Here is a 22,903-nt window from a genome sequence, read left to right as displayed (position 1 = left end):
GCGACCCCCGCAATAGGCTGAAGCAGTGACCAGCGCCGCCGATCGCGACGAGCGGGAGGGCTCCGAAGCAGTGACGCCGACGGGCTCCCGGCTGGCGCGCCTGCTCCGCGGCAGCGCCGGCATCGCGGTCGCGATGGCGGTCATGAACGTCGGCACCTACGCGTTCCAGATGGTCTCGGCGCGGATGCTCGGTCCCAGCCAGTACGGCGCGGTCGCCAGCCTGATGGCCCTGCTCATGGTGCTCTCGGTCGTCCAGCTCGGGCTCCAGGCGACCGCGGCCCGCCGGATCGTCGCGGAGCCGCACGACGTGGCCGCGATCGAGGAGAGCATCCTCACCGCGACCTGGCGGGCCTCGTGGGCCCTCGGCGGCGTCGCGCTGGTGCTCTCGCCGCTGGTGTGGTGGCTGCTCCACCTCGACACGGTGATCCCGGCGATCGTGCTCGCGCTGGCCGTGGTGCCCACCACCGTGATGGGCGGCCAGGCCGGCGTGCTCCAGGGTGAGCGACGGTGGCTTCCGCTCAGCCTGATGTACGTCGCCGCCGGCGTGCCCCGAGTGGTGCTCGGCGCCGGGTTCCTCCTCGTCCGGCAGACCGAGGCCAGCGCGATGGCCGGGGTCCTCGTCGCCGCCTGGCTCCCCGTCGTCATCGGGTCGATCGCGCTGCGCGGCCACCGTCCCCACCCGCCGGAGAACGCCCACGACGCCGAGGTGCGGCGCGACGTACGGCGTGAGGTGTGGGGCAGCTCGATGGCACTGCTCGCGTTCACGGCGCTGTCCAACCTCGACGTCGTCGTGGCCCGCAACGTGCTCGACTTCCGCGATGCCGGTCTCTACGCGGGCGGCCTCATCGTCACCAAGGTCGTGCTCTTCCTGCCCCAGTTCGCGGTGGTGATCCTCTACCCGTCGATGTCGACCGCCGAGGAGAGCCGGCGCGCCATCCTGCGCGGCCTGGTCTTCCTCGGCGGCATCGGTGCCGCGTGCATCGCCGGCGCCTACGTGCTGCGCGACGTCGCCCAGGTCTTCATCGGCGGCGACAAGTACGCCGGTGTCACCGACCGGCTCTGGCTGTTCGCCGCGATCGGGGCCCTGCTCGCGATCCTCCAACTGCTGGTCTACGGCGGGCTCGCCAAGCGCGGGATCCTGCCGAAGTACGTCGTCGCCGCCGGTGTCGTCGCGATGATCGGCGTCGGGGTCCTCGCCACCCAGCTCACCGCGCTCGCGGTCACGGTGCTCGCCGTCGACGCCGTGGTGCTGGCCGTGCTGCTCGTGCTGGTCCTCCTCCGCGACGGTGGCCGCACTGCCGTCTAACCCGCGACGGCGATGTCGGCGACCGCGGCCGACGTGAGGGCGATCAGGTCGGAGGGAGCAAGCTCCACGTCGAGGCCCCGCCTGCCACCGGAGACGAGCACCGTGTCCCACAGCTCGGCGGTCTCGTCGAGCACGGTGCGGTGCGCCCGCTTCTGGCCGAGCGGCGAGATGCCCCCGAGGACGTAGCCCGTCGCTCGCTGGGCCCGTTCCTTGTCGGCCATCTGGGCCTTCTTGCCACCCACGGCGGCGGCCAGCGCCTTCAGGTCGAGCGTGCAGCTGACCGGCACGATGCCGACGCAGAGCTCGCCGTCGACGTCGGCCATGAGCGTCTTGAACACCCGGTCGGCCTCGACCCCGATCGCTTCGGCGGCCTCCAGCCCGTAGGAGGCCGCACGCGGGTCGTGGGCGTACTCGTGCAGCTGGTGGGCGACGCCGAGCCTCTTCAGCGCCAGCGTCGCCGGAGTCCCCACACCCACTGCTAGTGAGCCGCCTCGTGCCAGGAGCGTCCGGTGCCGACCGAGACGTCGAGGGGCACGGCGAGCTCGGCCGCGCCGCCCATCTGGTCGCGCACGATCTTCTCCAGTTGGTCGCGCTCCCCCGCCGCGACCTCGAACACGAGCTCGTCGTGGACCTGGAGCAGCATCCGCGACTCGAGCCCTTCGTCGTCGATGGCCTTCTGCGTCCGCAGCATCGCCACCTTGATCAGGTCGGCCGCCGAGCCCTGGATCGGCGCGTTGAGCGCCATTCGCTCGGCCATCTCGCGCCGCTGGCGGTTGTCGGAGGTCAGGTCGGGCAGGTAGCGGCGCCGGCCCCAGATCGTCTCGGTGAAGCCGGTGCGCCGCGCCTCGTCGACGACGCCGCCGAGGTAGTCGCGGATGCCGCCGAACGTCTCGAAGTACTCGTCCATCAGCTCGCGCGCCTCGGACGGCTCGATGCCGAGCTGCTGGCCGAGCCCGAACGCGGAGAGGCCGTAGGCGAGGCCGTAGTTCATCGCCTTGATCTTGGCCCGGTGCTCGGTGCCGACCTCCTCGGCCGGGACGTCGAAGACGCGCGCGGCGGTGATCGAGTGGAAGTCCTGGCCGGACTTGAACGCCTCGATCAGCAGCTCGTCCTCGGACAGGTGCGCCATGATGCGCATCTCGATCTGGCTGTAGTCGGCGGTCATCAGGCACTCGCCGCCCTCGCCGACGACGAACCCCTCCCGGATCCGGCGGCCCTCCTCGGTGCGGATCGGGATGTTCTGCAGGTTGGGCTCGGTCGACGACAGCCGCCCGGTGGCGGCGATGGTCTGGTTGAACGTGGTGTGGATGCGGCCGTCGGGGGCCACCGTCTTGAGCAGGCCCTCGATCGTCTGGCGCAGCCGGATCACGTCGCGGTGGCGCAGCAGGTGGAGCAGGAACGGGTGCTCGGTCTTGACGAACAGCCCCTGCAGCGCGTCGGCGTCGGTGGTGTAGCCGGTCTTCGTGCGCTTGGTCTTGGGCATGCCGAGCTCGTCGAAGAGCACGACCTGCAGCTGCTTGGGCGATCCGAGGTTGATCTCCTTGCCGATCACGGCGTAGGCCTCGTCGGCCGCCTTGCGCACCTCGTCTCCGAAGTGGCTCTCGAGCGACTGGAGGTGGTCGAGGTCGACGGCGATGCCGGTCTGCTCCATCTTCGCGAGCAGGTGGACGAGCGGGAGCTCGACGTCGGCGAGCAGCTGCTGGCCGCCGTGCTCCTCGACCGCCTTGTCGAGCGCCTCGGCCAGGTCGAGCACCGCGCGCGCGTGCAGCGCGGCCGTGGCCACGACGCCGTCGCCGGCCGGATCGTCGGCGACGTCGGTGGCGGCGAACAGCGAGTCCTGGTCGGCCTCGGCCTCGGCGCGCAGCTCGCGCTTGAGGTAGCGGACCGTCAGGTCGGCCAGGTCGTAGGAGCGCTGGTCGGGTCGCACCAGGTAGGCGGCGAGCGCGGTGTCGCTGGCGATGCCGCGCAGCACCCACCCGTGCGCGGCCATCGCGAGCAGCGGCCCCTTGGCGTCGTGCAGCACCTTCGGGCGCGAGTCGTCGGCGAGCCAGTCGCCCAGCGCCTTGTCGTCCTCGGGCGTGAGCTTCTCGGCGTCGACGTACGCCGCCCGGCCGTCTCCGACGGCGAACGCGATGCCCTCGACCCGGCCGGTGCCGGCGCCCCACGCGCCGCGGACGTGGACGCCCACGCGGTCGGTGCCGGCCTCGGTGAGCCAGGGGCCCACCTCGCCCTCGCCGAGCACCTGGGTCTCGAGCTCGAAGCCGCCCTCCTCGACCTCCTCCTCCGATGAGAGCGTCTCGAACAGCCGGTCGCGGAGCACCCGGAACTCGAGGCTGTCGAAGAGCGTGTGCACCTCCTGGCGGTCCCAGGGACGTATGGCGAGGTCGTCGGGCGAGAGGTCGAGCTCGAGGTCGCAGACCAACGCGTTGAGGCGGCGGTTGCGGATCACGTCACCGAGGTGCTCGCGCAGCGACTCGCCCTTCTTGCCGGTGATCTCGTCGGCGTGGGCGATGACGTTGTCGAGACCGTCGTAGGTGTTGATCCACTTGGCGGCGAATCCCACGCCGACGCCCGGGACGCCGGGCAGGTTGTCGGAGGTCTCCCCCACGATCGCCGCGATCTCCGGATAGCGGTGCGGCGGCACGCCGTACTTCTCCTGGACGGCCGCCGGCGTCATCCGGGCGAGGTCGGAGACACCGCGCATCGGGTAGAGGACGGTCGATCGCTCGGAGACCAGCTGGAGCGAGTCGCGATCGCCGGTGAGGATGAGCACCTCCATGCCGGAGGTCTCGTCGGCGAGCGCCTGGGTGGCCAGGGTGGCGATGATGTCGTCGGCCTCGTAGCCGGGCTTCTTCAGGTACGGGATGCGCAGCGCGTCGAGGACCTCCTCGATCAGCGGCAGCTGGCTGCTGAACTCGGTGGGCGTCTTGTTGCGCTTGGCCTTGTAGTCGGAGTACTCCTCCGAGCGGAACGTCTGGCGCGACACGTCGAACGCCACCCCGAGGTGGGTGGGCTGCTCGTCCCGCAGCACGTTGATCAGCATCGAGGTGAAGCCGTAGACCGCGTTGGTGTGCTGCCCCGTGGTGGTCGAGAAGTTCTCGACGGGCAGGGCGAAGAACGCGCGGTAGGCCACCGAGTGGCCGTCGATCAGGAGAAGCCTGGACACCCCTCGACCCTATCCAGCCTCGCCGACATCGTCGCCGGTGGTGAGGGTGCTAGTCCGGCGCGACCGGTGGCTGCTCGCCCGTGAGGGGCGGCTGCTCGGCACCGCCGCGAGCGCGGCGCTGGGAGCGGCGGGCCGCGAGCACCTTGGACAGGTTGCGGCCGGCTCCGGCCTCGGCGGGGCGCTGGGGGGTGATGCGACTGCGGACGACCGACGTCGGCCCCACCCGGTAGGTGGCGACCGGCGCGAGGCCGATGCGGGCCATGAACCGGTTGGCGTCGCGCGACTGGGCGGGCACCGCCGTCGCGAGGTGCAGCACGCCGCTCTCCTCCGCGAACGCCGCGGCGGCTTCGACCAGTGCACGACCCGCGCCGTGGCGCCGTACGTGGTCGAAGACCCGCGGGTGGATCGACTGCACGCACGGCTCGAGGTTGATCGGCGAGACGGTGCCGAGACGGAGGTAGATCGCGCCGGCGACCTGGCCGTCGACCTCCGCGACCACGAGCCGCTGCTCGGGCGACGCGGCGGCGTCCTTGATGACCAGCTCGAGATCGGCGACCTGCTCGGACCGGTCGGCCCGCCGCATCAGGTCGCCCCACAGCTCGGCCAGCGCCGGCGCATCCTCACGGCACGCGAGGCGGGTGGCAACGCTCGTACGGCTCATGGGCTGCTCTCCTCGGACGCACGGGGATTCGGGTCAACTGACCCGGTCCGGTTCGGGGTCACCCTAGCCCTCGGTAGCCCGGCAGGACAGAGGTCAGACCTTTCCCTGTGGACGGCACTTCTTGCGCAACTCGCAACCTCCCCGCAACAACATTCGGGCTTCGTGCAATATGGTGCCTGGATGCAGAAGCCGCGAATCACAGCCCTGGCCGTCACCGCCCTCGCGATCAGCCTCGCCGGCTGCGCGAAGGACGCAGATACCACCGAGACCGAGTCGGGTGTGAAGCTCGTCGAGGAGGGCGTGCTCACGATCTGCACCCACCTGCCCTACAAGCCGTTCGAGTTCACCCAGGACGGAGAGGTCGTCGGCTTCGACATCGACGTGCTGAAGATCGCCGCCGAGGCCGAGGGCCTGGAGACCGAGGTCGTCGACATCGGCTGGGAGACCATCGTGTCCGGCAACGCGCTTGAGAACGGTGACTGCGACGTCGCCACCGGCGCCATGACGATCACGCCGGAGCGCGAGGCGGTCATGGACTTCTCGGACCCGTACTTCGAGGCGACTCAGGCGCTGTTGACGCAGACCGGGTCGGGCTACGAAAGCCTTGAGGACCTCGAGGGCAAGCGGATCGCCGTCCAGGAGGGCACCACGGGCGAGGCCTACGTCAAGGAGAATCTTCCCGAGGGAGCAGAGCCCGTCTCCTACGAGGACTCGGTGCTGATGATGGAGGCCGTCCTTAACGGCCAGGCCGACGCCGGAGTCAATGACAACGGCCTCGTCAACTTCTACGTCACGGAGAACCCGAGCGTCGAGGTCACCACCGAGTTCAAGACCGGTGAGGAGTACGGCTTCTCGGTAAAGAAGGACGACAACGACGAGCTGCTCGAGGTGATCAACGACGCGATCGCCGACGAGGAGGCCTATAACGCGGCCTACGAGAAGTGGTTCGGCACCGCCCCCACGGAGTGACCGCCGGCTCATGGCACTGAGCAAGCGCAAGCGCGCGGCGTACCTCCGCTACGCGCAGTACACCCTGATCCTCGTCTTCACCGCGGTCATCGTCCTGACCGCCGACTGGGCGACGATCGAGGACAAGTTCTTCAACCGCGAGATCATCGAGGCGCAGTTCCCCGACATCATCACGACGGCGCTGAAGAACACCGTGATCTACACGGCATGCGGCTTTGCGTTCGGCCTGGTGCTGGGCCTCGTCCTCGCGCTCATGCGGCTGTCGAGCGTCGGCCCGTGGCGCTGGCTGTCGACGGGTGTCATCGAGCTGTTCCGCGGGCTGCCGGCGCTGGTGGTCTTCCTCGGCCTCGGCACCGGCTTCCCGCGGGCGTTCCCCGAGTACGAGATCCCCGGCGAGCAGCTCGGTACTGCGACGCTCGCGCTCGGCCTGGTCGGCGGCGCCTACATGGCCGAGACGATCCGGGCCGGCATCCAAGCGGTCCCGAAGGGGCAGTACGAGGCGGCGCGCACCCTCGGCATGTCGCACAGCCGCGCCATGGTCTCGGTGGTGATCCCGCAGGCGTTCCGGATCGTGCTGCCGCCACTGACCAACGAGCTGATCCTGCTGACGAAGGACTCCTCGCTGATCTACGTGCTGGGCCTGGCGCTCAGCGAGTACGAGCTCACCAAGTGGGGCCGCGAGGGCATGAACAGCGAGGCGAACCTGACCCCGCTGATCCTCGTCGGTTTCTGCTACCTCCTCATCACGGTGCCGCTCTCGATCGTGGTCCGCCGGATGGAAGCCAAGGCTGGGAAGGCCCGCTGATGACGACGACAGAGACGACGCCCGGTCCGACTGCGGGTCGCGCCGACGCGGCGATCGACATCCAGGACCTGCACAAGTACTTCGGGTCCAACGAGGTCCTCAAGGGCATCGACTTCCACGTCGACCGCGGCCAGGTGGTCTGCGTGATCGGTCCCAGCGGCTCCGGCAAGTCGACGCTGCTGCGCTGCGTCAACCTGCTGGAGACGCCCACCGACGGACGGATCTTCGTCGAGGGCGTCGAGGTGACCGACCCCGACGTCGACATCGACAAGGTGCGCTCCCGGATCGGGATGGTCTTCCAGCAGTTCAACCTGTTCCCGCACATGACCGTGCTGAAGAACCTGACCGTCGCCCAGCAGAAGGTGCGCAAGCGCCCGGCGGCGGAGGCGGTCGAGGTGGCGCGCCGCAACCTCGAGAAGGTCGGCCTCTCCGACAAGGAGAACGCCTACCCCGCGCACCTCTCCGGCGGCCAGCAGCAGCGGGCCGCCATCGCGCGGGCCCTGTCGATGGACCCGGAGCTGATGCTGTTCGACGAGCCGACCAGCGCGCTCGATCCCGAGCTCGTCGGCGACGTGCTCGCCGTCATGAAGGACCTCGCCAACGAGGGCATGACGATGATGGTCGTCACCCACGAGATGGGCTTCGCCCGCGAGGTGGGCGACAAGCTGGTCTTCATGGACGGCGGCGTCGTCGTCGAGGAGGGCGTGCCCTCGGAGGTGCTGGCGAACCCGCAGCATGAGCGGACGCAGGCGTTCCTCTCGAAGGTCTTGTAGGTCTCGATACGCCGGAGCCCCAGGGGCTCCGGCGTATCGAGACTCTCAGACGTCCCCGCCCAGGTACGCCGCCTTCACCGCGTCGTCGCCGGCGAGCTCGGCGCCCGTCCCGGAGCGGACGATCTCGCCCGTCTCCAGGATGTGCGCCTCGTGCGAGCGCTTGAGCGCCTGTGCGGCGTTCTGCTCCACCAGCAGGACCGTGGTGCCCTGCTCGTTGATCTCCGTGATGATCGAGAAGATCTGCTGGATCAGCTTCGGCGCCAGACCCATCGACGGCTCGTCGAGCAGCACGAGCCGCGGACGAGCCATGAGCGCGCGTCCGATCGCGAGCATCTGCTGCTCGCCGCCCGACATGCTGCCCGCGGTCTGCTTCTCGCGCTCCTGCAGCCGCGGGAACAGGGTGAACACCCGGTCGATGTCCTCGCGGTAGGCCGCGGTCTTGCGGTCCTTGCGGAGGAACGCGCCCATGTCGAGGTTCTCGCGCACCGTCATGCCGACGAAGCAGCCACGGCCCTCCGGCGACTGGCTGATGCCGAGCTTGACCCGGTCGTACGGCGACATCGCCGTGATGTCCTTGCCCTCGAAGCGGATCGTGCCCGCCCGCACCTTGCGCAGGCCGGACACCGTCTTCAGCGTCGTGGTCTTGCCGGCGCCGTTGGCACCGATCAGCGTGGTGACCGTGCCCTCGGGCACGCCGAAGCTGATGTCACGGATGGCCTCGATGTGCCCGTAGTTGACACAGAGACCTTCGACCTCAAGAAGCATCTTCCTCGTCCACTCCCAGGTAGGCCGCGATGACGGCGGGGTTGTCGCGGATCTCGGCCGGGGTGCCCTCGGCGATCTTGCGCCCGAACTCGAGCACCACGATCCGGTCGGTCACTCCCATCACGAGCTTCATGTCGTGCTCGATGAGGAGCACGGTGTAGCCGCGGTCGCGCACCTTGCGGATCAGGTTCATCAGCTCGACCTTCTCGGCCGGGTTGAAGCCCGCTGCCGGCTCGTCGAGACAGATCAGCTTGGGTCCGGTCGCCATCGCGCGAGCGATCTCGAGCCGGCGCTGGTTGCCGTACGACAGGTTGGCGGCGAGCTCGTCGGCACGCTTGCCGAGACCCATGAAGCGCAGCAGCTCCATGGCCTTGTCGTGGCCCTCCTGCTCCTCACGTCGGTGGCGCGGGAGCCGGAACAGCGCGCTGAGCATTCCTGTCTTGTGCTGCGCGTCGGCGCCGACGAGGACGTTCTCCAGAGCAGTCATCGTCGGGAACAGCCGGATGTTCTGGAACGTCCGGGCGATGCCGAGCTTGGTGATCTGGTGCTTGCGCATCCCTGCCAGCGACCGACCGTTGAACCGGATGGCTCCGGAGGTCGGCCGGTAGACACCGGTGATCGCATTGAAGCACGTCGTCTTGCCGGCGCCGTTAGGTCCGATGAGGCCGAGGATCTCACCCTCGTTGATGTCGAAGGAGACGTCGTCGAGTGCCGTGAGGCCGCCGAACTTGAGCGTCAGGTTCTCGATCTCGAGCACTGCCGCGTCGTCGCGGACCGGTTCCTCGGCGCGCGCGTAGTCAGGTCCGACGGGATTGATGTCAGACACGGGCAGGCTCCTCTCCCTCGGTGCCCTCTTCGAGCTCCTCGAGCTCGTGCTCGAGCTGCTTGGCGCGCACGGTGCGTTTCGGCGGCAGCAGGCCCTCGGGGCGGAAGTTAGCCAGCATCACGAGCGCGACGCCGAACGCAAGGACCCGGAAGTCCTCGAAGTCGCGGAACCGTTGAGGCAGGTAGGCGACGAGTGCAGCACCGACCACGACGCCCCAACGGTTGCCCTGGCCGCCGACGACCACGGCCGCGAGGAACATGATCGAGAACAGCAGGAGGAACGAGTCCGGGTTGATGAAGTTCTGGCGGCTGGCGTAGAGCGACCCGGCGAGACCTCCGATGAACGCGCCGGTGGCGAAGGCCAGCAGCTTGAACTTGAACGTCGGGACGCCCATCAGCTCCGCGGCGTCTTCGTCCTCGCGCGTGGCCTCCCACGCCCGACCGACGCGGCTGTTCTTGATGAGCCGGTCGGCGAAGATCACCAGGATGCAGACCGTGAGGCCCAGCCAGTAGTAGGGAATCTGGTCGACCGGACCGAACTCCAGGAACTTCGTGGTGTCGTCGGTGTCGAGCAGCACCGTGCCGTCGCCCCAGTACAGGTGCGGGATCTCGAAGAGTCCCTCCTCGCCGCCGAGGCTCGGCGGGCGGGCGATCTGGCTGATCCCGCGTCGGTCCCCGAGCCACTCGAGGTTGACGGCGACGAGGCGGATGATCTCCCCGAACCCGAGCGTGACGATCGCAAGGTAGTCACCGCGGACCCGTAGCGTCGGCGCGCCGAGCAGGATCCCGGCGAGCGTTGTCGCGACGACCGCGCACGGGATGGCGAGCAGCAACGGCCAGCTGGCGTGGAACGAGGTGAGGATCGCCGCCGTGTAGGCGCCGATGGCGTAGAAGCCGACGTACCCGAGGTCGAGGAGGCCGGCATACCCGACCACGATGTTCAGCCCCAGCGCCACCAAGGCGTACATGGTCACCACGAACAGCACGCCGCCGAAGTCGGCGCGATCCGTGGTGATGAACGGCAGCTCCAGCAACGGGAGCGCGTAGGCGAAGAGGGCCAGCAGGACCCACAAGACGATTTTCAGCGGCTTGGGCAGAGCCTTGAGCCTGGTCATCGGGTTCATGCGCGTGCCTTTCCGAGGGACTCACCGAGCAGGCCGGTGGGCCGGAACAGAAGGATCACGACCAGCAGCACGAAGGCGACCACGTGCCGCCACTCAGTACCGAAGATGGCAGATCCCCAGGTCTCGGCGACGCCGAGCACCAGCCCACCGAGAAGGGCGCCGCGCAGGTTGCCGATGCCCCCCAACACGGCGGCGGTGAACGCCTTGACGCCGAGCAGGAAGCCGACGTCGAACTTCGTGGTCTCGATCTTCAGCATGTAGAGGAAGGCCGCGACACCCGCCATCAGACCGCCGATGAGGAACGTCATCTGAACGGTGCGGGTGGGGTTGACTCCCATGAGCGCAGCGGTCTCGGGGTCCTGTGCCGTGGCCCGGATTCCCATTCCCATCCGCGACCGGCGCACGAACTGGTCGAGCAGCACCATCATGCCGATCGCGGAGAGGATGACGAGGACGTCGATCGACGAGATGGACACGTCGCCGATCGACCAACGCGGCGCGTCGACGACACCCGCCATGCTGTTGTTGATGCGGGCCGCGCCGACGTACTCCGAGAGGTTGTCGTCGAGACCGAACCAGCCTGCGATCTTGTCGCGCAGACCCATGATCTCGGCGAGCACGAACGACGCGCCGATGGCGGAGATCAGGGCGATCAGCCGGGGAGCGTTGTTCTTGATGAGGCGCCGGTAGGCGACCCGCTCGAGCACCAGCGCGATCACCGCCGACATCGCCATCGCGGCGAGCAGCGCCGCGATCAGGATGGCGATCAGCTTGATGCCGTCAGCCTCGGCGCCGTTCAGCGCCATGATCGTCCAGAGCATCGCGAAGGTGCCGTACATGAACACCTCGGAGTGCGCGAAGTTGATGAGCTGCAGCACGCCGTAGACCATCGTGTAGCCCAACGCGATCAGCGCGTAGATGGCGCCGAACGCGAGCCCACCGACAGTCAGCTCGGGCAGGTTGCTGAAGAAGAAGTCAAAGTTCACCCAGGCCTCCTAGGACCTGCTCGGACAGGGCTACGGCCGGGGACTTGTGGTCCCCGGCCGCAGCGACCTGTCTCATGGTTCGACGGTCAGACCGGAACTACTCGATCTCACCCTCGGGGACGATCTCGCCACCCTCGACGGTGTACGAGTAGACGTGCACGTCCGTCGGCTCGCCCGTCTCGTCGAACGCCAGCTGCTTGGTCACACCGGCCTCGTCGTACTCGTTGACGAACTCCAGCATGTCCTCGCGGTTGTCGATGCCCTCCGCGATGCCGTCGAGGAAGATGTTCGCGGCGTCGTACGCCTCAGCGGCGTAGGTGCCCGGCGCGCTGCCGAACTCCGCCTCGAAGGCCTCCGCGAACTCGGCAACGGCCGGGTCGGTGTCGGGGATGCAGGGGCAGGTGATGATCGTGCCCTCGGCGTCGTCGCCGGCCTCGAGGTAGGCCGGGTCCTTCACGCCGTCGGCGACGACGAACTGGCCGTCGAAGCCACCGTCACGCAGCTGGCCGATGAGGATCGTCGCCTCGGCGTAGTAGCCGCCGAAGAAGATCGTGTCGGCCTTGGAGTCGACCGCCTTGGTGACCGTCGCCGAGAAGTCGGTGTCACCGGCCTGGATGGTGTCGGTGCCGACGACCACGTCACCGAGCGAGTCCTCGACGATGCCGGCGAGGCCGGCGCCGTACTCGGACGCGTCGTCGATCACGAACGTCGCCTCGGAGCCGATGGTCTCCTGGATGTACTTCGCGGCGGCGGGACCCTGGGTCGCGTCGTTGCCGAGCGCGCGGTGGAACGTGTCCCAGCCGTTCTCGGCGAGCGTCGGGTTGGTCGCCGACGGAGTGATCGTCGGCACGCCGGCGTCGGCGAAGATCGGGCCCGCGGCGGCGGACTCACCGGAGAAGGCGGGGCCGACGACGCCGATGATGGCCTCGTCACTGGCCACCTCGGGCGCCAGGTTGGGCGCCTCGTCGGGGTTGCCCTGCGAGTCGAACTTCTCGTAGCCGACCTCGCACTCGGCGTCCTCGTTGTACTGGTCGATGGCGAGCTGCGCGCCGTCGATGATCGGAGCACCGAGACCCGCGGCCGGGCCGGTCTCCGGACCGAAGAAGGCCAGCGAGACGTCGCAGGCCGCGTCGCCGCCGCCAGCGTCGCCGCCGCCGTCCCCGTCCTCGGTCGTGCCACAGGCCGACAGTGCAAGTCCCAGCGTCAGCGCAACGGCGCCGACGCCGACTACCTTGTTTCGCCTCAAGACGATTCCCACTTCCTTGACGGCTCCACCTGCTCGGGCAGTGGAGGCTCGGTCACGAGCGCTCGGGATCGCGCCCGCTTTCGGGCGGAAACTACACTGCCGTGCCGGTCGGCGGAAGCGTGGACCCGCCGGTAACGCTCAATCGGTGACGATTCGTTACCTGGGAGATCCTCCCGTCACGAGGCGGACAACCAACGAAAAATCCGTCAGATGTTCGGCTTCGAGGCACCGGGTACGCCGTGGGACACGACCCCCTCCGCGACCTGTCTCATCGACATCCGGAGGTCCATCGCGGTCTTCTGGATCCAGCGGAACGCCTCGGGCTCGGTGAGCGTGAGCTGGTCCTGGAGGATGCTCTTGGCGCGGTCGACGGCCTTGCGCGTCTCCAGGCGGTCCTGGAGATCGGTCACCTCGGCCTCGAGCTGCTGGATCTCGGAGAACCGGCTCATCGCCATCTCGATGGCGGGCACCAGGTCGGACTGGCTGAACGGCTTCACGATGTAGGACATCGCACCGGCGTCACGGGCTCGCTCGACGAGCTCGCGCTGGGAGAACGCCGTCAACATGACCACGGGAGCGATGCGCTTGCCGGCGATGGCCTCGGCGGCGGCGATACCGTCGAGCACCGGCATCTTCACGTCGAGGATGACCAGGTCGGGCCGGAGCTCCTCGGCGAGCTCGATCGCCTTCTGCCCGTCCCCCGCCTGGCCGACGACGTCGTACCCCTCCTCGCCCAGCATCTCGGCGAGGTCCATCCGGATCAGGGTCTCGTCCTCCGCGATCACGACGCGGGGCCGCCCGCTCGACGCTGCTTCGCTCACGGGAGACAGGCTATCGGCAGCGGGTTACGGCCGATGCTCAGTCGCTTGTGAGGTGCAGCGCATCGACCGCTACAGTTTCGCGTTGGGCCGGGTTGGCGGAATGGCAGACGCGATGGTCTCAAACACCATTGTCCGAGAGGGCGTGTGGGTTCGAATCCCACACCCGGCACCCGGGGTATTCAGCGACGACGGTACGCCGGCGCGACCTCGTTGATCGCGTCGCCCATCCGGTGGATGCGCAGCGCGTTGGTCGAGCCGGGGATGCCCGGCGGTGAGCCGGCGACGATGACGACCAGGTCGCCCTCGGCGACCCGACCGATGCGGAGCAGCTGCTCGTCGACCTGACGGACCATCTCGTCGGTGTGCTCGACGGTCGCGGTCTTGAACGTCTCGACCCCCCAGCTCATGGCGAGCTGCGAGCGGCAGCGCGCCTCCGGCGTGAACGCCAGCACGGGGATCGAGCTGCGCAGCCGCGACAGCCGGCGCGCGGAGTCGCCGCTCTGGGTGAAGGCGACGATGTACTTCGCCGCGACGCGGTCGGCGACCTCCTCCGCGGCCTTGGTGATGATCCCGGAGCGGGTGTGCGGGTTCCAGTCGATCGCGCCGAACTGGCGGCCGATGCGGGCCGGCTCGAGCGCGTGCGACTCCGTGGCGGAGACGATGCGCGCCATCGTCTCGACCGTGTGGATGGGGTGCTCCCCCACGCTCGTCTCGCCGGAGAGCATCACGGCGTCGGCGCCGTCGAGCACGGCGTTGGCGACGTCGCTGGCCTCGGCGCGGGTCGGCGCCGGGTTGGTCACCATCGACTCGAGCATCTGGGTCGCCACGATGACCGGCTTGGCGGACATCCGCGCCTTCTCGATGACCTGCTTCTGGAGGAACGGCACCTCCTCGAGCGGGCACTCGACCCCGAGGTCGCCGCGCGCGACCATGAACGCGTCGAACGCGTCGATGATCTCGTCGAGGTTGTCGATCGCCTGCGGCTTCTCGATCTTCGCGATGATCGGGACGAAGATGCCCTCCTCGCGCATGATCTTGCGTACATCGTCGGCGTCCGCCGCGTTGCGCACGAAGCTGAGCGCGATGAAGTCGACGCCGAGCCGCAGCGTGAACCGCAGGTCCTCGATGTCCTTCTCCGACAGGGCGGGCACGGAGACCGCGACGCCCGGGAGGTTGATGCCCTTGTTGTTGCTGACGCGGCCGCCGACCAGCACCTCGGTCACGACGTCGGTCTCGTCGACCTCGACCACCCGCAGCCGGATCTTGCCGTCGTCGATCAGGACCGGGTCGCCGGGCTTGACGTCGCCGGGCAGGCCCTTGTAGGTCGTGCCGCAGTTCTTGTCGTCGCCGTCGACCTCGCGGGTGGTGATCGTCCAGGACTGGCCGCGGTGCAGCGTGACCGGGCCGTCGGAGAACGTCTCCAAGCGGATCTTCGGGCCCTGGAGGTCGGCGAAGATGCCGACCCCGTGGCCGCTCGCGTCGGCGGCGGCCCGGACCATCCCGTAGACCGCCGCGTGGTCCTCGTGGCTGCCGTGGCTCATGTTGAGCCGGGCCACGTCCATGCCGGCGTAGACCAGCTCCCTGATACGCCGTTCGGTGCTCGTCGCCGGACCCAGCGTGCACACGATCTTCGCTCTCCGCACGGCCCAACCCTAGCGGTGATGTGATCGATCAAAACCGCCGACCGGCGCTACTGGACGGTAAGAAATGCACCGATGCCGAGTCGGCTCGTGATCACGAGCCGACTCGGCACCTCAGAGCGTGAAGACGCGCCGACTCGGGTCAGACGACGAGCGGGCGGGCCGTCGGCGGGATCGGCGCCGGCAGCGTGGTGGAGCCGGTGAGGTAGGCGTCGACCGCGGCGGCGGCGGCGCGCCCCTCGGCGATGGCCCACACGATGAGCGACTGGCCGCGACCGGCGTCGCCGGCCACGAACACGCCGTCGACCGACGACATGTAGTCGTTGTCCCGGACCACGTTGCTGCGCTGGTCGAGGTCGACGCCGAGCTGCTCGACGAGGCCCGGACCCTCGGGACCGAGGAAGCCCATCGCGAACAGCACCAGCTCGGCCGGGATCTCGCGCTCGGTGCCCTCGAGCTCCACGAGCTTGCCGTCCTCGAACCTCACGTCGACAAGCTGGAGCGCCTTGACGTTGCCCTGCTCGTCGCCGATGAACTTCTTGGTGGACACGCCGTAGACCCGGTCGCCGGCCTCCTCGTGCGCGGAGGAGACGCGGAAGATCATCGGGTACGTCGGCCACGGCTGGCCGGCGGGCCGGTCGGCCGGCGGCTCCGGCATGATCTCGAGCTGGGTGATCGAGGCGGCGCCCTGGCGCGCGGAGGTGCCGAGGCAGTCGGCGCCGGTGTCGCCGCCGCCGATGATCACGACGTGCTTGCCGTCGGCACGGATCTGGTCCTCGACGGTCTCCCCCAGTGCGACCCGGTTGGCCTGCGGCAGGAACTCCATCGCCTGGTGGATGCCACCGAGCTCGCGCCCCGGCACCGGCAGGTCGCGGGGGACCGTCGCGCCGGTCGCGAGGATGACGGCGTCGTAGCGCTCCTTGAGCTTCTCGCCCGTCAGGTCACCGGCGCCCACCTCGACGCCGGAGCGGAAGACCGTGCCCTCGCGCTTCATCTGCTCGATGCGGCGGTCGACCTGCATCTTCTCCATCTTGAACTCGGGGATGCCGTAGCGGAGCAGTCCGCCCGGCTTGTCCGCGCGCTCGTAGACGGCGACGGTGTGCCCGGCGCGGGTGAGCTGCTGGGCGGCAGCGAGGCCGGCGGGGCCGGAGCCGACGACGGCCACGGTCTTGCCGGACAGCCACTCCGGCGGCTGGGGCCGCACGAAGCCGGACTCCCACGCCTTGTCGATGATCGAGACCTCGACGTTCTTGATCGTCACCGCGGGCTGGTTGATGCCGAGCACGCAGGCGGTCTCGCACGGTGCCGGGCAGAGGCGGCCGGTGAACTCCGGGAAGTTGTTGGTCGCGTGCAGGCGCTCGATCGCGCCCTCCCAGTCGTCACGCCAGACCAGGTCGTTCCACTCGGGGATGATGTTGCCGAGCGGGCAGCCCTGGTGGCAGAACGGGATGCCGCAGTCCATGCAGCGACCGGCCTGCTCGGTGATGATCGGCAGCAGCGCGCGGCCGATCCCGCCGGGGTAGACCTCGTTCCAGTCGTTGACCCGCTCCTCGACGGGGCGGCGCTCGGCCACCTGGCGGGTGTGCTTCAGAAATCCCTTGGGGTCAGCCATCGGTACGTCCCCTCCACTCCTTCGCTGCGCTCATCCGTGGAGTGCCTCCATCATCGCGTTGGCGACGCCGTCCTCGTCGAGCCCGTCGGCCTCGGCCTTCGCCGCCGCCTCGAGCACGATCCGGTAGTCACGCGGCATCACCTCGGTGAACCGGGTGAGGGCGGTCTCCCAGTCGGCCAGCAGCTCTGCCGCGACCTCGGATCCCGTCTCCTCCTGGTGCTTGCGGACCATGTCGTGCAGCTCCGCCTTGTTGGCCTCGCTGACCGGGCCGAGCTCGACGAGCTCCGGGTTGACCCGGAACTCCTTGAGATCGAGGACCCAGGCGATGCCGCCCGACATCCCGGCCGCGAAGTTGCGGCCGGTCTTGCCGAGCACGGCGACGCGGCCGCCGGTCATGTACTCGCAGCCGTGGTCGCCGACGCCCTCGGTGACGACGGTGGCACCGGAGTTGCGGACGCAGCACCGCTCGCCGACGCCACCGCGGATGAAGATCTCACCCGAGGTCGCGCCGTAGGCGATGGTGTTGCCGGCGATGATGTGCTCGTCGGCGCGGAACGGCGCGCTGCGGTCCGGGCGGATCGCGATCCGCCCGCCCGACAGCCCCTTGCCGACGTAGTCGTTGGCGTCGCCCTCGATCCGCAGGGTGATGCCCCTGGGCACGAACGCACCGAACGAGTTGCCGGCCGAGCCGGTGAACGTGATGTCGATCGTGTCGGTGGGCAGGCCCTCACCGCGGTAGCGCTTGGTCACCTCGTGGCCCAGCATCGTGCCGACGGTGCGGTTGACGTTGCGGATCGCGACCTGGGCGCGGACCGGCTCGGCGTTGTCGAGCGCCGGCTGCGCGATCTTGATCAGCTCGACGTCGAGCGCCTTGTCCAGCCCGTGGTTCTGGGTGCCGGTGTTGCGCACGTCCTGGTCGGGGAAGTGGGTCTCGGCGACGTCGACCCGGTGCAGGATCGGTGCCAGGTCGAGTCCCGAGGCCTTCCAGTGGTTGACGGCACCGACCGTGTCGAGCGCGTCGACCCGGCCGATGGCCTCGTCGATGCTGCGGAAGCCCAGCGACGCGAGCAGCTCGCGCACCTCCTCGGCGATGAACTCGAAGAAGTTCACGACGTACTCGGCCTTGCCGGTGTAGCGCGAGCGCAGCACCGGGTTCTGGGTCGCGACGCCGACCGGGCAGGTGTCGAGGTGACAGACGCGCATCAGGATGCAGCCCGACACCACGAGCGGCGCGGTGGCGAAGCCGAACTCCTCGGCCCCGAGCAGAGCCGCGACGACGACGTCGCGGCCGGTCTTCAGCTGGCCGTCGGTCTGCACGACGATGCGGTCGCGCAGGCCGTTGAGCAGCAGCGTCTGCTGGGTCTCGGCGAGGCCGAGCTCCCACGGGCCGCCGGCGTGCTTGAGTGACGTGAGCGGCGAGGCGCCGGTGCCGCCGTCGTGGCCGGAGATCAGCACCACGTCGGCGTGCGCCTTCGACACACCCGCCGCGACCGTGCCGACGCCGACCTCGGAGACCAGCTTCACGTGGACGCGGGCCGCGGGGTTGGCGTTCTTGAGGTCGTGGATGAGCTGCGCCAGGTCCTCGATCGAGTAGATGTCGTGGTGCGGCGGCGGGCTGATCAGGCCGACGCCCGGCGTGGAGTGCCGGGTCTTGGCCACCCACGGGTAGACCTTGTTGCCGGGCAGCTGGCCGCCCTCGCCGGGCTTCGCGCCCTGCGCCATCTTGATCTGGATGTCGTCGGAGTTGGTGAGGTACTCGCTCGTCACGCCGAAGCGACCGGACGCGACCTGCTTGATCGAGCTGCGCCGCTCGGGGTCGTAGAGACGGTCGACGTCCTCGCCGCCCTCACCGGTGTTGGACTTCGCGCCCAGGCGGTTCATGGCGATGGCCAGCGTCTCGTGGGCCTCCCGGCTGATCGAGCCGTAGGACATGGCGCCGGTCGAGAACCGCTTGACGATCTCGGACGCCGGCTCGACCTCGTCGATCGGGATCGGCGCCCGGTCGTAGTCGGCGGGGTCCTTGAACTTGAACAGCCCGCGCAGCGTCATGAGCTTCTCGGACTGCTCGTCGACCGCCGACGTGTACTGCTTGAAGATGTCGTAGCGGCCGGTGCGGGTGGCGTGCTGGAGGCGGAACACCGTCTCCGGGTTGAAGAGGTGCGGCTCGCCCTCGCGACGCCACTGGTACTCGCCGCCGATCTCCAGCTCCCGGTGGGCGGGCGCGATGCCCTCCCGCGGGTAGGCCTTGCTGTGCCGGAGCGCGACCTCCTCGGCGATGGTGTCGAGCTCGACCCCACCCAGCTTGGAGGTGGTGCCGGTGAAGTACTTGTCGACGACGGTCTGCGAGAGGCCGATGCACTCGAAGATCTGGGCGCCGGTGTACGACGCCACGGTGCTCACGCCGATCTTCGACATGACCTTGACGACGCCCTTGCCGAGACCCTTGATCAGGTTCTTGACCGCGACGTCGGGGTCGACCTTCACGAAGTGGCCGTCCCGCGCGAGGTCCTCGACGGACTCCATCGCGAGGTACGGGTTGACCGCGGCCGCGCCGTACCCGACGAGGAGCGCGACGTGGTGGACCTCGCGCACGTCGCCGGCCTCGACGAGGAGCCCGACCTGGGTGCGGGTCTTCTCGCGCACCAGGTGGTGGTGGACCGCACCGGTCAGCAGGAGCGACGGGATCGGCGCCTGCTGCTGGTCGGAGTGGCGGTCGGACAGCACGATGATCCGGGCGCCGCGCGCGATCGCGTCGGACACCTCCTGGCAGATCTCGTCGATCCGCTGGGCCATCGCCGCTCCCCCGCCGTCGACGGGGTAGAGACCGCGCGACACGTGGGTGATGAAGCCCGGCATGTCGCCGTCACGGTTGATGTGGCGGATCTTGGCCAGGTCGTCGTTGGAGATGACCGGGAACGGCAGGACGACCTGGCGGCACGACGCCGGCGTCGGCTGGAGCAGGTTGGACTCCGGGCCGATGCTGCCGTTGAGCGAGGTGACGAGCTCCTCGCGGATCGCGTCGAGCGGCGGGTTGGTCACCTGCGCGAACAGCTGCGAGAAATAGTCGAACAGCAGGCGCGGCTTGTCGCTCAGCGCCGCGATCGGGGTGTCGGTGCCCATCGAGCCGAGCGCCTCGCCACCGGTGTTGGCCATCGGGGTGAGCAGGATCCGCAGCTCCTCCTCGGTGTAGCCGAAGATCTGCTGGCGGCGGGTCACCGACGCGTGGGTGTGGACCACGTGCTCGCGCTCGGGCACGTCGTCGAGGTGGATCATCCCGGCGTGGAGCCACTCGCCGTACGGGTGCTCCGCGGCGAGCTCGGCCTTGATCTCCTCGTCCTCGATGATCCGGTGCTCCTCGGTGTCGACGAGGAACATCCGGCCCGGCTGGAGGCGGCCCTTGCGGACCACCGTGGCCGGGTCGAGGTCGAGCACGCCGACCTCGGAGGCGAGGACGACGAGGCCGTCGTCGGTCACCCAGAAGCGCGACGGGCGGAGACCGTTGCGGTCGAGCACGGCGCCAATCTGCGAGCCGTCGGTGAAGACGACGCAGGCGGGGCCGTCCCACGGCTCCATCATCGTGGAGTGGAAGCGGTAGAAGTCGCGCCGCTTCTCGTCCATCTCGGTGTGGTTCTCCCACGCCTCGGGGATCATCATCAGCACCGAGTGCGGCAGGCTGCGGCCGCCCATGTGCAGCAGCTCGAGGACCTCGTCGAACGACGCGGAGTCCGAGGCGCCGGGCGTGCAGATCGGGAACAGCCGCTCGAGGTCGCCGGGGATCACGTCGGAGGACAGCAGCGCCTCGCGGGCCCGCATCCAGTTGCGGTTGCCCATGACGGTGTTGATCTCGCCGTTGTGGGCGATGAACCGGAACGGGTGCGACAGCGGCCAGCTCGGGAACGTGTTGGTCGAGAACCGCGAGTGGACGACGGCCAGCGCCGAGGCGATGCGCTCGTCGACCAGGTCGGGGAAGAAGTTGTCGAGCTGGTCGGTCGTCAGCATGCCCTTGTAGGCGAGGGTGCGCGACGACAGCGACGGGAAGTAGACGTCGGTCTCGCGCTCGGCGCGCTTGCGCAGGCAGAACGCGAGCCGTTCCAGCGCCATCCCGGTCAGCCGCTGGCCGGATCCCTGGACGAACAGCTGGGTGAACGTCGGCATGACGCTGCGCGCCATGGTGCCGAGGATCTCCGGGTTGACCGGGACCTCGCGCCAGCCGAGGACGTCGAGGCCCTCCTCGACGGCGATCTCCTCGATGCGCTGACGGGTCTTGGCGACCTGCTCGTCGTCACCGGGCAGGAACGCGGTGCCGACGGCGTACGTCGTGGCCGCGGGCAGCTCGAAGCCGGCCTCGGTCGCGACGTCGCGCAGGAACGCGTCGGGCACCTGCATCAGGATGCCGGCGCCGTCGCCCGAGTTGGGCTCGGCGCCCGCGGCACCGCGGTGGTCGAGGTTGCGGAGGGCAGTCAGGGCCTTGGCCACGATGTCGTGGCTGGCCTCGCCGGTCATCGTCGCGACGAACGCAACACCACAGTTGTCGTGCTCGTGACGAGGGTCGTACAGACCCTGCGGCGGCGGGAACGCGTGCGAGTAGGGCACCAGAAGTTCTCCCGTCGGCTAAAGAGGGCGCAAGGGACGTCACTGGCCCACGCGGCGGAAGCCTCAGGTTACTACAGTGTGACGCGCCGTTTATCCCCCGGAGCCATCCGTGGACGCCTCCGGAGCCTCCTCCGCAGTCGCATCCGTCACATCAGGCTCACGGTCGACGTACACCGACTCCTCGACGCCCGGGTGGGTGCGCTGCGACCAGACGAAGTACGCCGTGGCCAGCGCGAACAGCACGATCGAGGTCCACACGTTGAACCGAAGGCCGAGCACGTTCTCGAGCTGGACGTCATCGATCCGGATGTACTCGATCCAGCCGCGCCCGAGCGTGTAGAGCATCACGTAGACGGCCATCACGCGGCCATGGCCGAGCTTGAAGCGCTTCTCGAGGAAGAACACGATCAGCGCAGCGGCCGCGAGGTTCCACAGGCACTCGTAGAGGAAGGTCGGGTGGAACGTCGCCATCTCGGGCAACGGCGACGGCGCCTGGTCGACGTAGGCCTCGCTGAAGTGGGCCCGGTCGATCTCGAGGCCCCACGGGAGGTCGGTCGGCCGACCGTAGAGCTCCTGGTTGAACCAGTTGCCCCACCGGCCGATCGCCTGCGCGACCAGCACGCCGGGAGCGACGGCGTCGAGCACCGGCGCGATCCGAATGCCCTTGTAGCGCGCGCCGAGCCAGGCGCCGAGGGCACCGAGCGCGACGCCGCCCCAGATGCCGAGGCCGCCGTGCCAGACGTAGAGGATGCCGATCGGCCCCTCCACACTGTCGTCGCCGAAGTAGCGCTCCCAGTCGGTCGCGACGTGGTAGAGCCGGGCGCCGACCAGCCCGAACGGGACCGCCCAGATGGCGATGTCCTGGATGTCGCCGTACTTGCCGCCGCGGGCGACCCAGCGGCGCTCGCCGATCCAGATCGCGGCGATGATGCCGGCGATGATGCACAGCGCGTAGCCGCGGATCGGCACCGGGCCGAGGTTCCACACCCCGTCGGCGGGGCTCGGAATGCTCAGCAGCTCGATCATGACTCCTCCAGGAGGGTCTCGATGTCGTTCGCGAACTCCGTCGCGGAGGTGTCGTCGGACCAGACCACGACGGCCTCGTCGCTGGCGTCGATGCCGAGGACCGCGGTGGTGTGACCGCCGAGATCGTAGCCACCGCTCGGCAGCTTCTTGCCGTCGTTGACGTAGACGTGCATCGGCTCGCCCAGCTCGACGATGGTGTCGAGGCTGCCCGTGAGGCCGACGATGTCGTCGCCGTAGCCGTCGAGGTAGTCGCGCAGCGCGGCCTCGTCGTCGCGCTCCGGGTCGGTGGTGACGAACACCAGGTCGACGTCGTCGCGCTGGTCGTCGTCGAGCTGGTTGAGGGCCGCGGACAGGTTGCTCATCACCAGTGGGCACAGGTCGGGGCAGTGCGTGTAGCCGAAGAAGACCAGCGTCAGCGGGCGGTCGGTGTCCTCGGTCAGGGAGTACGGCGCGCCGGTGGTGTCCGTTAGCGCGACGCCCGGCACCTGGTAGGGCTCGTCGAGCCGCGAGCCGGCGAACTCGGTGGAGTCGCCGCCGCACGCACCGAGCAGGAACAACCCGGCAACTGCGGCCGCCCATTGGTGG

18 protein-coding genes and 1 tRNA gene are annotated in these 22,903 nt (G+C 69.1%); 5 read left to right on the top strand and 14 right to left on the bottom strand.

What is annotated here, in order from left to right; translation table 11 throughout:
* Positions 1-25: 25 nt before the first annotated feature.
* Entirely contained in the window at positions 26-1,306 is a 1,281-nt protein-coding gene (locus HNR19_RS08780; RefSeq protein ID WP_343047114.1) for a lipopolysaccharide biosynthesis protein, read from the top strand.
* Here the strand turns inward: HNR19_RS08780 and ybaK are convergent.
* Genes ybaK through HNR19_RS08765 form a run of 3 tightly spaced genes read right to left on the bottom strand, consistent with a single transcriptional unit; the run spans position 1,303 to position 5,133 of the window.
* The gene (gene ybaK / locus HNR19_RS08775; protein WP_425490657.1) at positions 1,303-1,776 is read right to left on the bottom strand and encodes a Cys-tRNA(Pro) deacylase; all 474 of its coding nucleotides are present in this window, start codon (positions 1,774-1,776) and stop codon (positions 1,303-1,305) included. The genes HNR19_RS08780 and ybaK overlap by 4 nt on opposite strands.
* Before the next feature lie 8 nt (positions 1,777-1,784).
* Positions 1,785-4,472 carry a DNA polymerase I gene (polA, locus tag HNR19_RS08770; protein WP_179667558.1) on the bottom strand — a complete coding sequence of 896 codons (2,688 nt, stop codon included), beginning with the start codon at positions 4,470-4,472 and terminating at the stop codon, positions 1,785-1,787.
* A gap of 49 nt (positions 4,473-4,521) precedes the next feature.
* Complete coding sequence (locus tag HNR19_RS08765; protein WP_179667557.1) at positions 4,522-5,133, bottom strand: GNAT family N-acetyltransferase; 612 nt, start codon at positions 5,131-5,133, stop codon at positions 4,522-4,524.
* Positions 5,134-5,313: 180 nt separating this feature from the next.
* Between HNR19_RS08765 and HNR19_RS08760 the strand changes: the two genes are divergently transcribed.
* From HNR19_RS08760 to HNR19_RS08750, 3 genes are read left to right on the top strand one after another with little or no spacing between them, the layout of a single operon-like run.
* A complete protein-coding gene (locus HNR19_RS08760; protein ID WP_179667556.1) occupies positions 5,314-6,102 on the top strand; it encodes a transporter substrate-binding domain-containing protein in 789 nt (262 codons plus the stop codon).
* Between the two features lie 10 nt (positions 6,103-6,112).
* A complete protein-coding gene (locus HNR19_RS08755; protein ID WP_179667555.1) occupies positions 6,113-6,907 on the top strand; it encodes an amino acid ABC transporter permease in 795 nt (264 codons plus the stop codon).
* Positions 6,907-7,680 (top strand): amino acid ABC transporter ATP-binding protein, encoded by a 774-nt coding sequence (locus HNR19_RS08750; RefSeq protein ID WP_179667554.1) that lies wholly within the window; start codon positions 6,907-6,909, stop codon positions 7,678-7,680. The genes HNR19_RS08755 and HNR19_RS08750 overlap by 1 nt, the downstream gene beginning before the upstream one ends.
* 45 nt (positions 7,681-7,725) lie before the next feature.
* Here the strand turns inward: HNR19_RS08750 and HNR19_RS08745 are convergent, their stop codons facing one another.
* The 6 genes from HNR19_RS08745 to HNR19_RS08720 form a co-directional block, all read right to left on the bottom strand.
* Positions 7,726-8,445: an ABC transporter ATP-binding protein gene (locus HNR19_RS08745; protein ID WP_179667553.1), complete on the bottom strand. Its 720-nt coding sequence runs from the start codon at positions 8,443-8,445 to the stop codon at positions 7,726-7,728.
* Positions 8,435-9,271: an ABC transporter ATP-binding protein gene (locus HNR19_RS08740; RefSeq protein WP_343047112.1), complete on the bottom strand. Its 837-nt coding sequence runs from the start codon at positions 9,269-9,271 to the stop codon at positions 8,435-8,437. Before HNR19_RS08740 ends, HNR19_RS08745 begins: the two co-directional genes overlap by 11 nt.
* Entirely contained in the window at positions 9,264-10,394 is a 1,131-nt protein-coding gene (locus HNR19_RS08735; protein ID WP_179667552.1) for a branched-chain amino acid ABC transporter permease, read from the bottom strand. The genes HNR19_RS08740 and HNR19_RS08735 overlap by 8 nt, the downstream gene beginning before the upstream one ends.
* Entirely contained in the window at positions 10,391-11,380 is a 990-nt protein-coding gene (locus HNR19_RS08730; RefSeq protein ID WP_179667551.1) for an ABC transporter permease subunit, read from the bottom strand. The genes HNR19_RS08735 and HNR19_RS08730 overlap by 4 nt, the downstream gene beginning before the upstream one ends.
* Before the next feature lie 97 nt (positions 11,381-11,477).
* Positions 11,478-12,626: a branched-chain amino acid ABC transporter substrate-binding protein gene (locus HNR19_RS08725; RefSeq protein ID WP_179667550.1), complete on the bottom strand. Its 1,149-nt coding sequence runs from the start codon at positions 12,624-12,626 to the stop codon at positions 11,478-11,480.
* A 206-nt stretch (positions 12,627-12,832) separates the two neighbouring features.
* The gene (locus tag HNR19_RS08720; protein ID WP_179667549.1) at positions 12,833-13,447 is read right to left on the bottom strand and encodes a response regulator; all 615 of its coding nucleotides are present in this window, start codon (positions 13,445-13,447) and stop codon (positions 12,833-12,835) included.
* A gap of 86 nt (positions 13,448-13,533) precedes the next feature.
* Between HNR19_RS08720 and HNR19_RS08715 the strand changes: the two genes are divergently transcribed.
* A tRNA-Leu gene (locus HNR19_RS08715) sits at positions 13,534-13,616 on the top strand.
* Between the two features lie 10 nt (positions 13,617-13,626).
* Here the strand turns inward: HNR19_RS08715 and pyk are convergent.
* The 5 genes from pyk to HNR19_RS08690 all read right to left on the bottom strand — a co-directional run bounded on the left by pyk (position 13,627) and on the right by HNR19_RS08690 (position 22,875).
* Positions 13,627-15,090, bottom strand: a complete 1,464-nt coding sequence (gene pyk, locus HNR19_RS08710; RefSeq protein ID WP_179667548.1) for a pyruvate kinase — start codon at positions 15,088-15,090, stop codon at positions 13,627-13,629.
* Between the two features lie 139 nt (positions 15,091-15,229).
* Complete coding sequence (locus HNR19_RS08705) at positions 15,230-16,699, bottom strand: glutamate synthase subunit beta (protein WP_179667547.1); 1,470 nt, start codon at positions 16,697-16,699, stop codon at positions 15,230-15,232.
* 30 nt (positions 16,700-16,729) lie between these two features.
* Entirely contained in the window at positions 16,730-21,292 is a 4,563-nt protein-coding gene (gltB, locus tag HNR19_RS08700) for a glutamate synthase large subunit (protein ID WP_179667546.1), read from the bottom strand.
* A gap of 90 nt (positions 21,293-21,382) precedes the next feature.
* On the bottom strand, positions 21,383-22,318 hold the full coding sequence (lgt, locus tag HNR19_RS08695) for a prolipoprotein diacylglyceryl transferase (RefSeq protein ID WP_179667545.1): 936 nt from the start codon (positions 22,316-22,318) through the stop codon (positions 21,383-21,385).
* Complete coding sequence (locus HNR19_RS08690) at positions 22,315-22,875, bottom strand: SCO family protein (RefSeq protein ID WP_246303494.1); 561 nt, start codon at positions 22,873-22,875, stop codon at positions 22,315-22,317. The genes lgt and HNR19_RS08690 overlap by 4 nt, the downstream gene beginning before the upstream one ends.
* Between the last annotated feature and the right edge of the window lie 28 nt (positions 22,876-22,903).

It is taken from the genome of Nocardioides thalensis (genome assembly GCF_013410655.1).
GTDB classification, from domain to species: Bacteria; Actinomycetota; Actinomycetes; order Propionibacteriales; family Nocardioidaceae; genus Nocardioides; species Nocardioides thalensis.
Note: the sequence above shows the minus strand (reverse complement) of the source record. Positions and strands in the feature narration are given on the sequence as shown.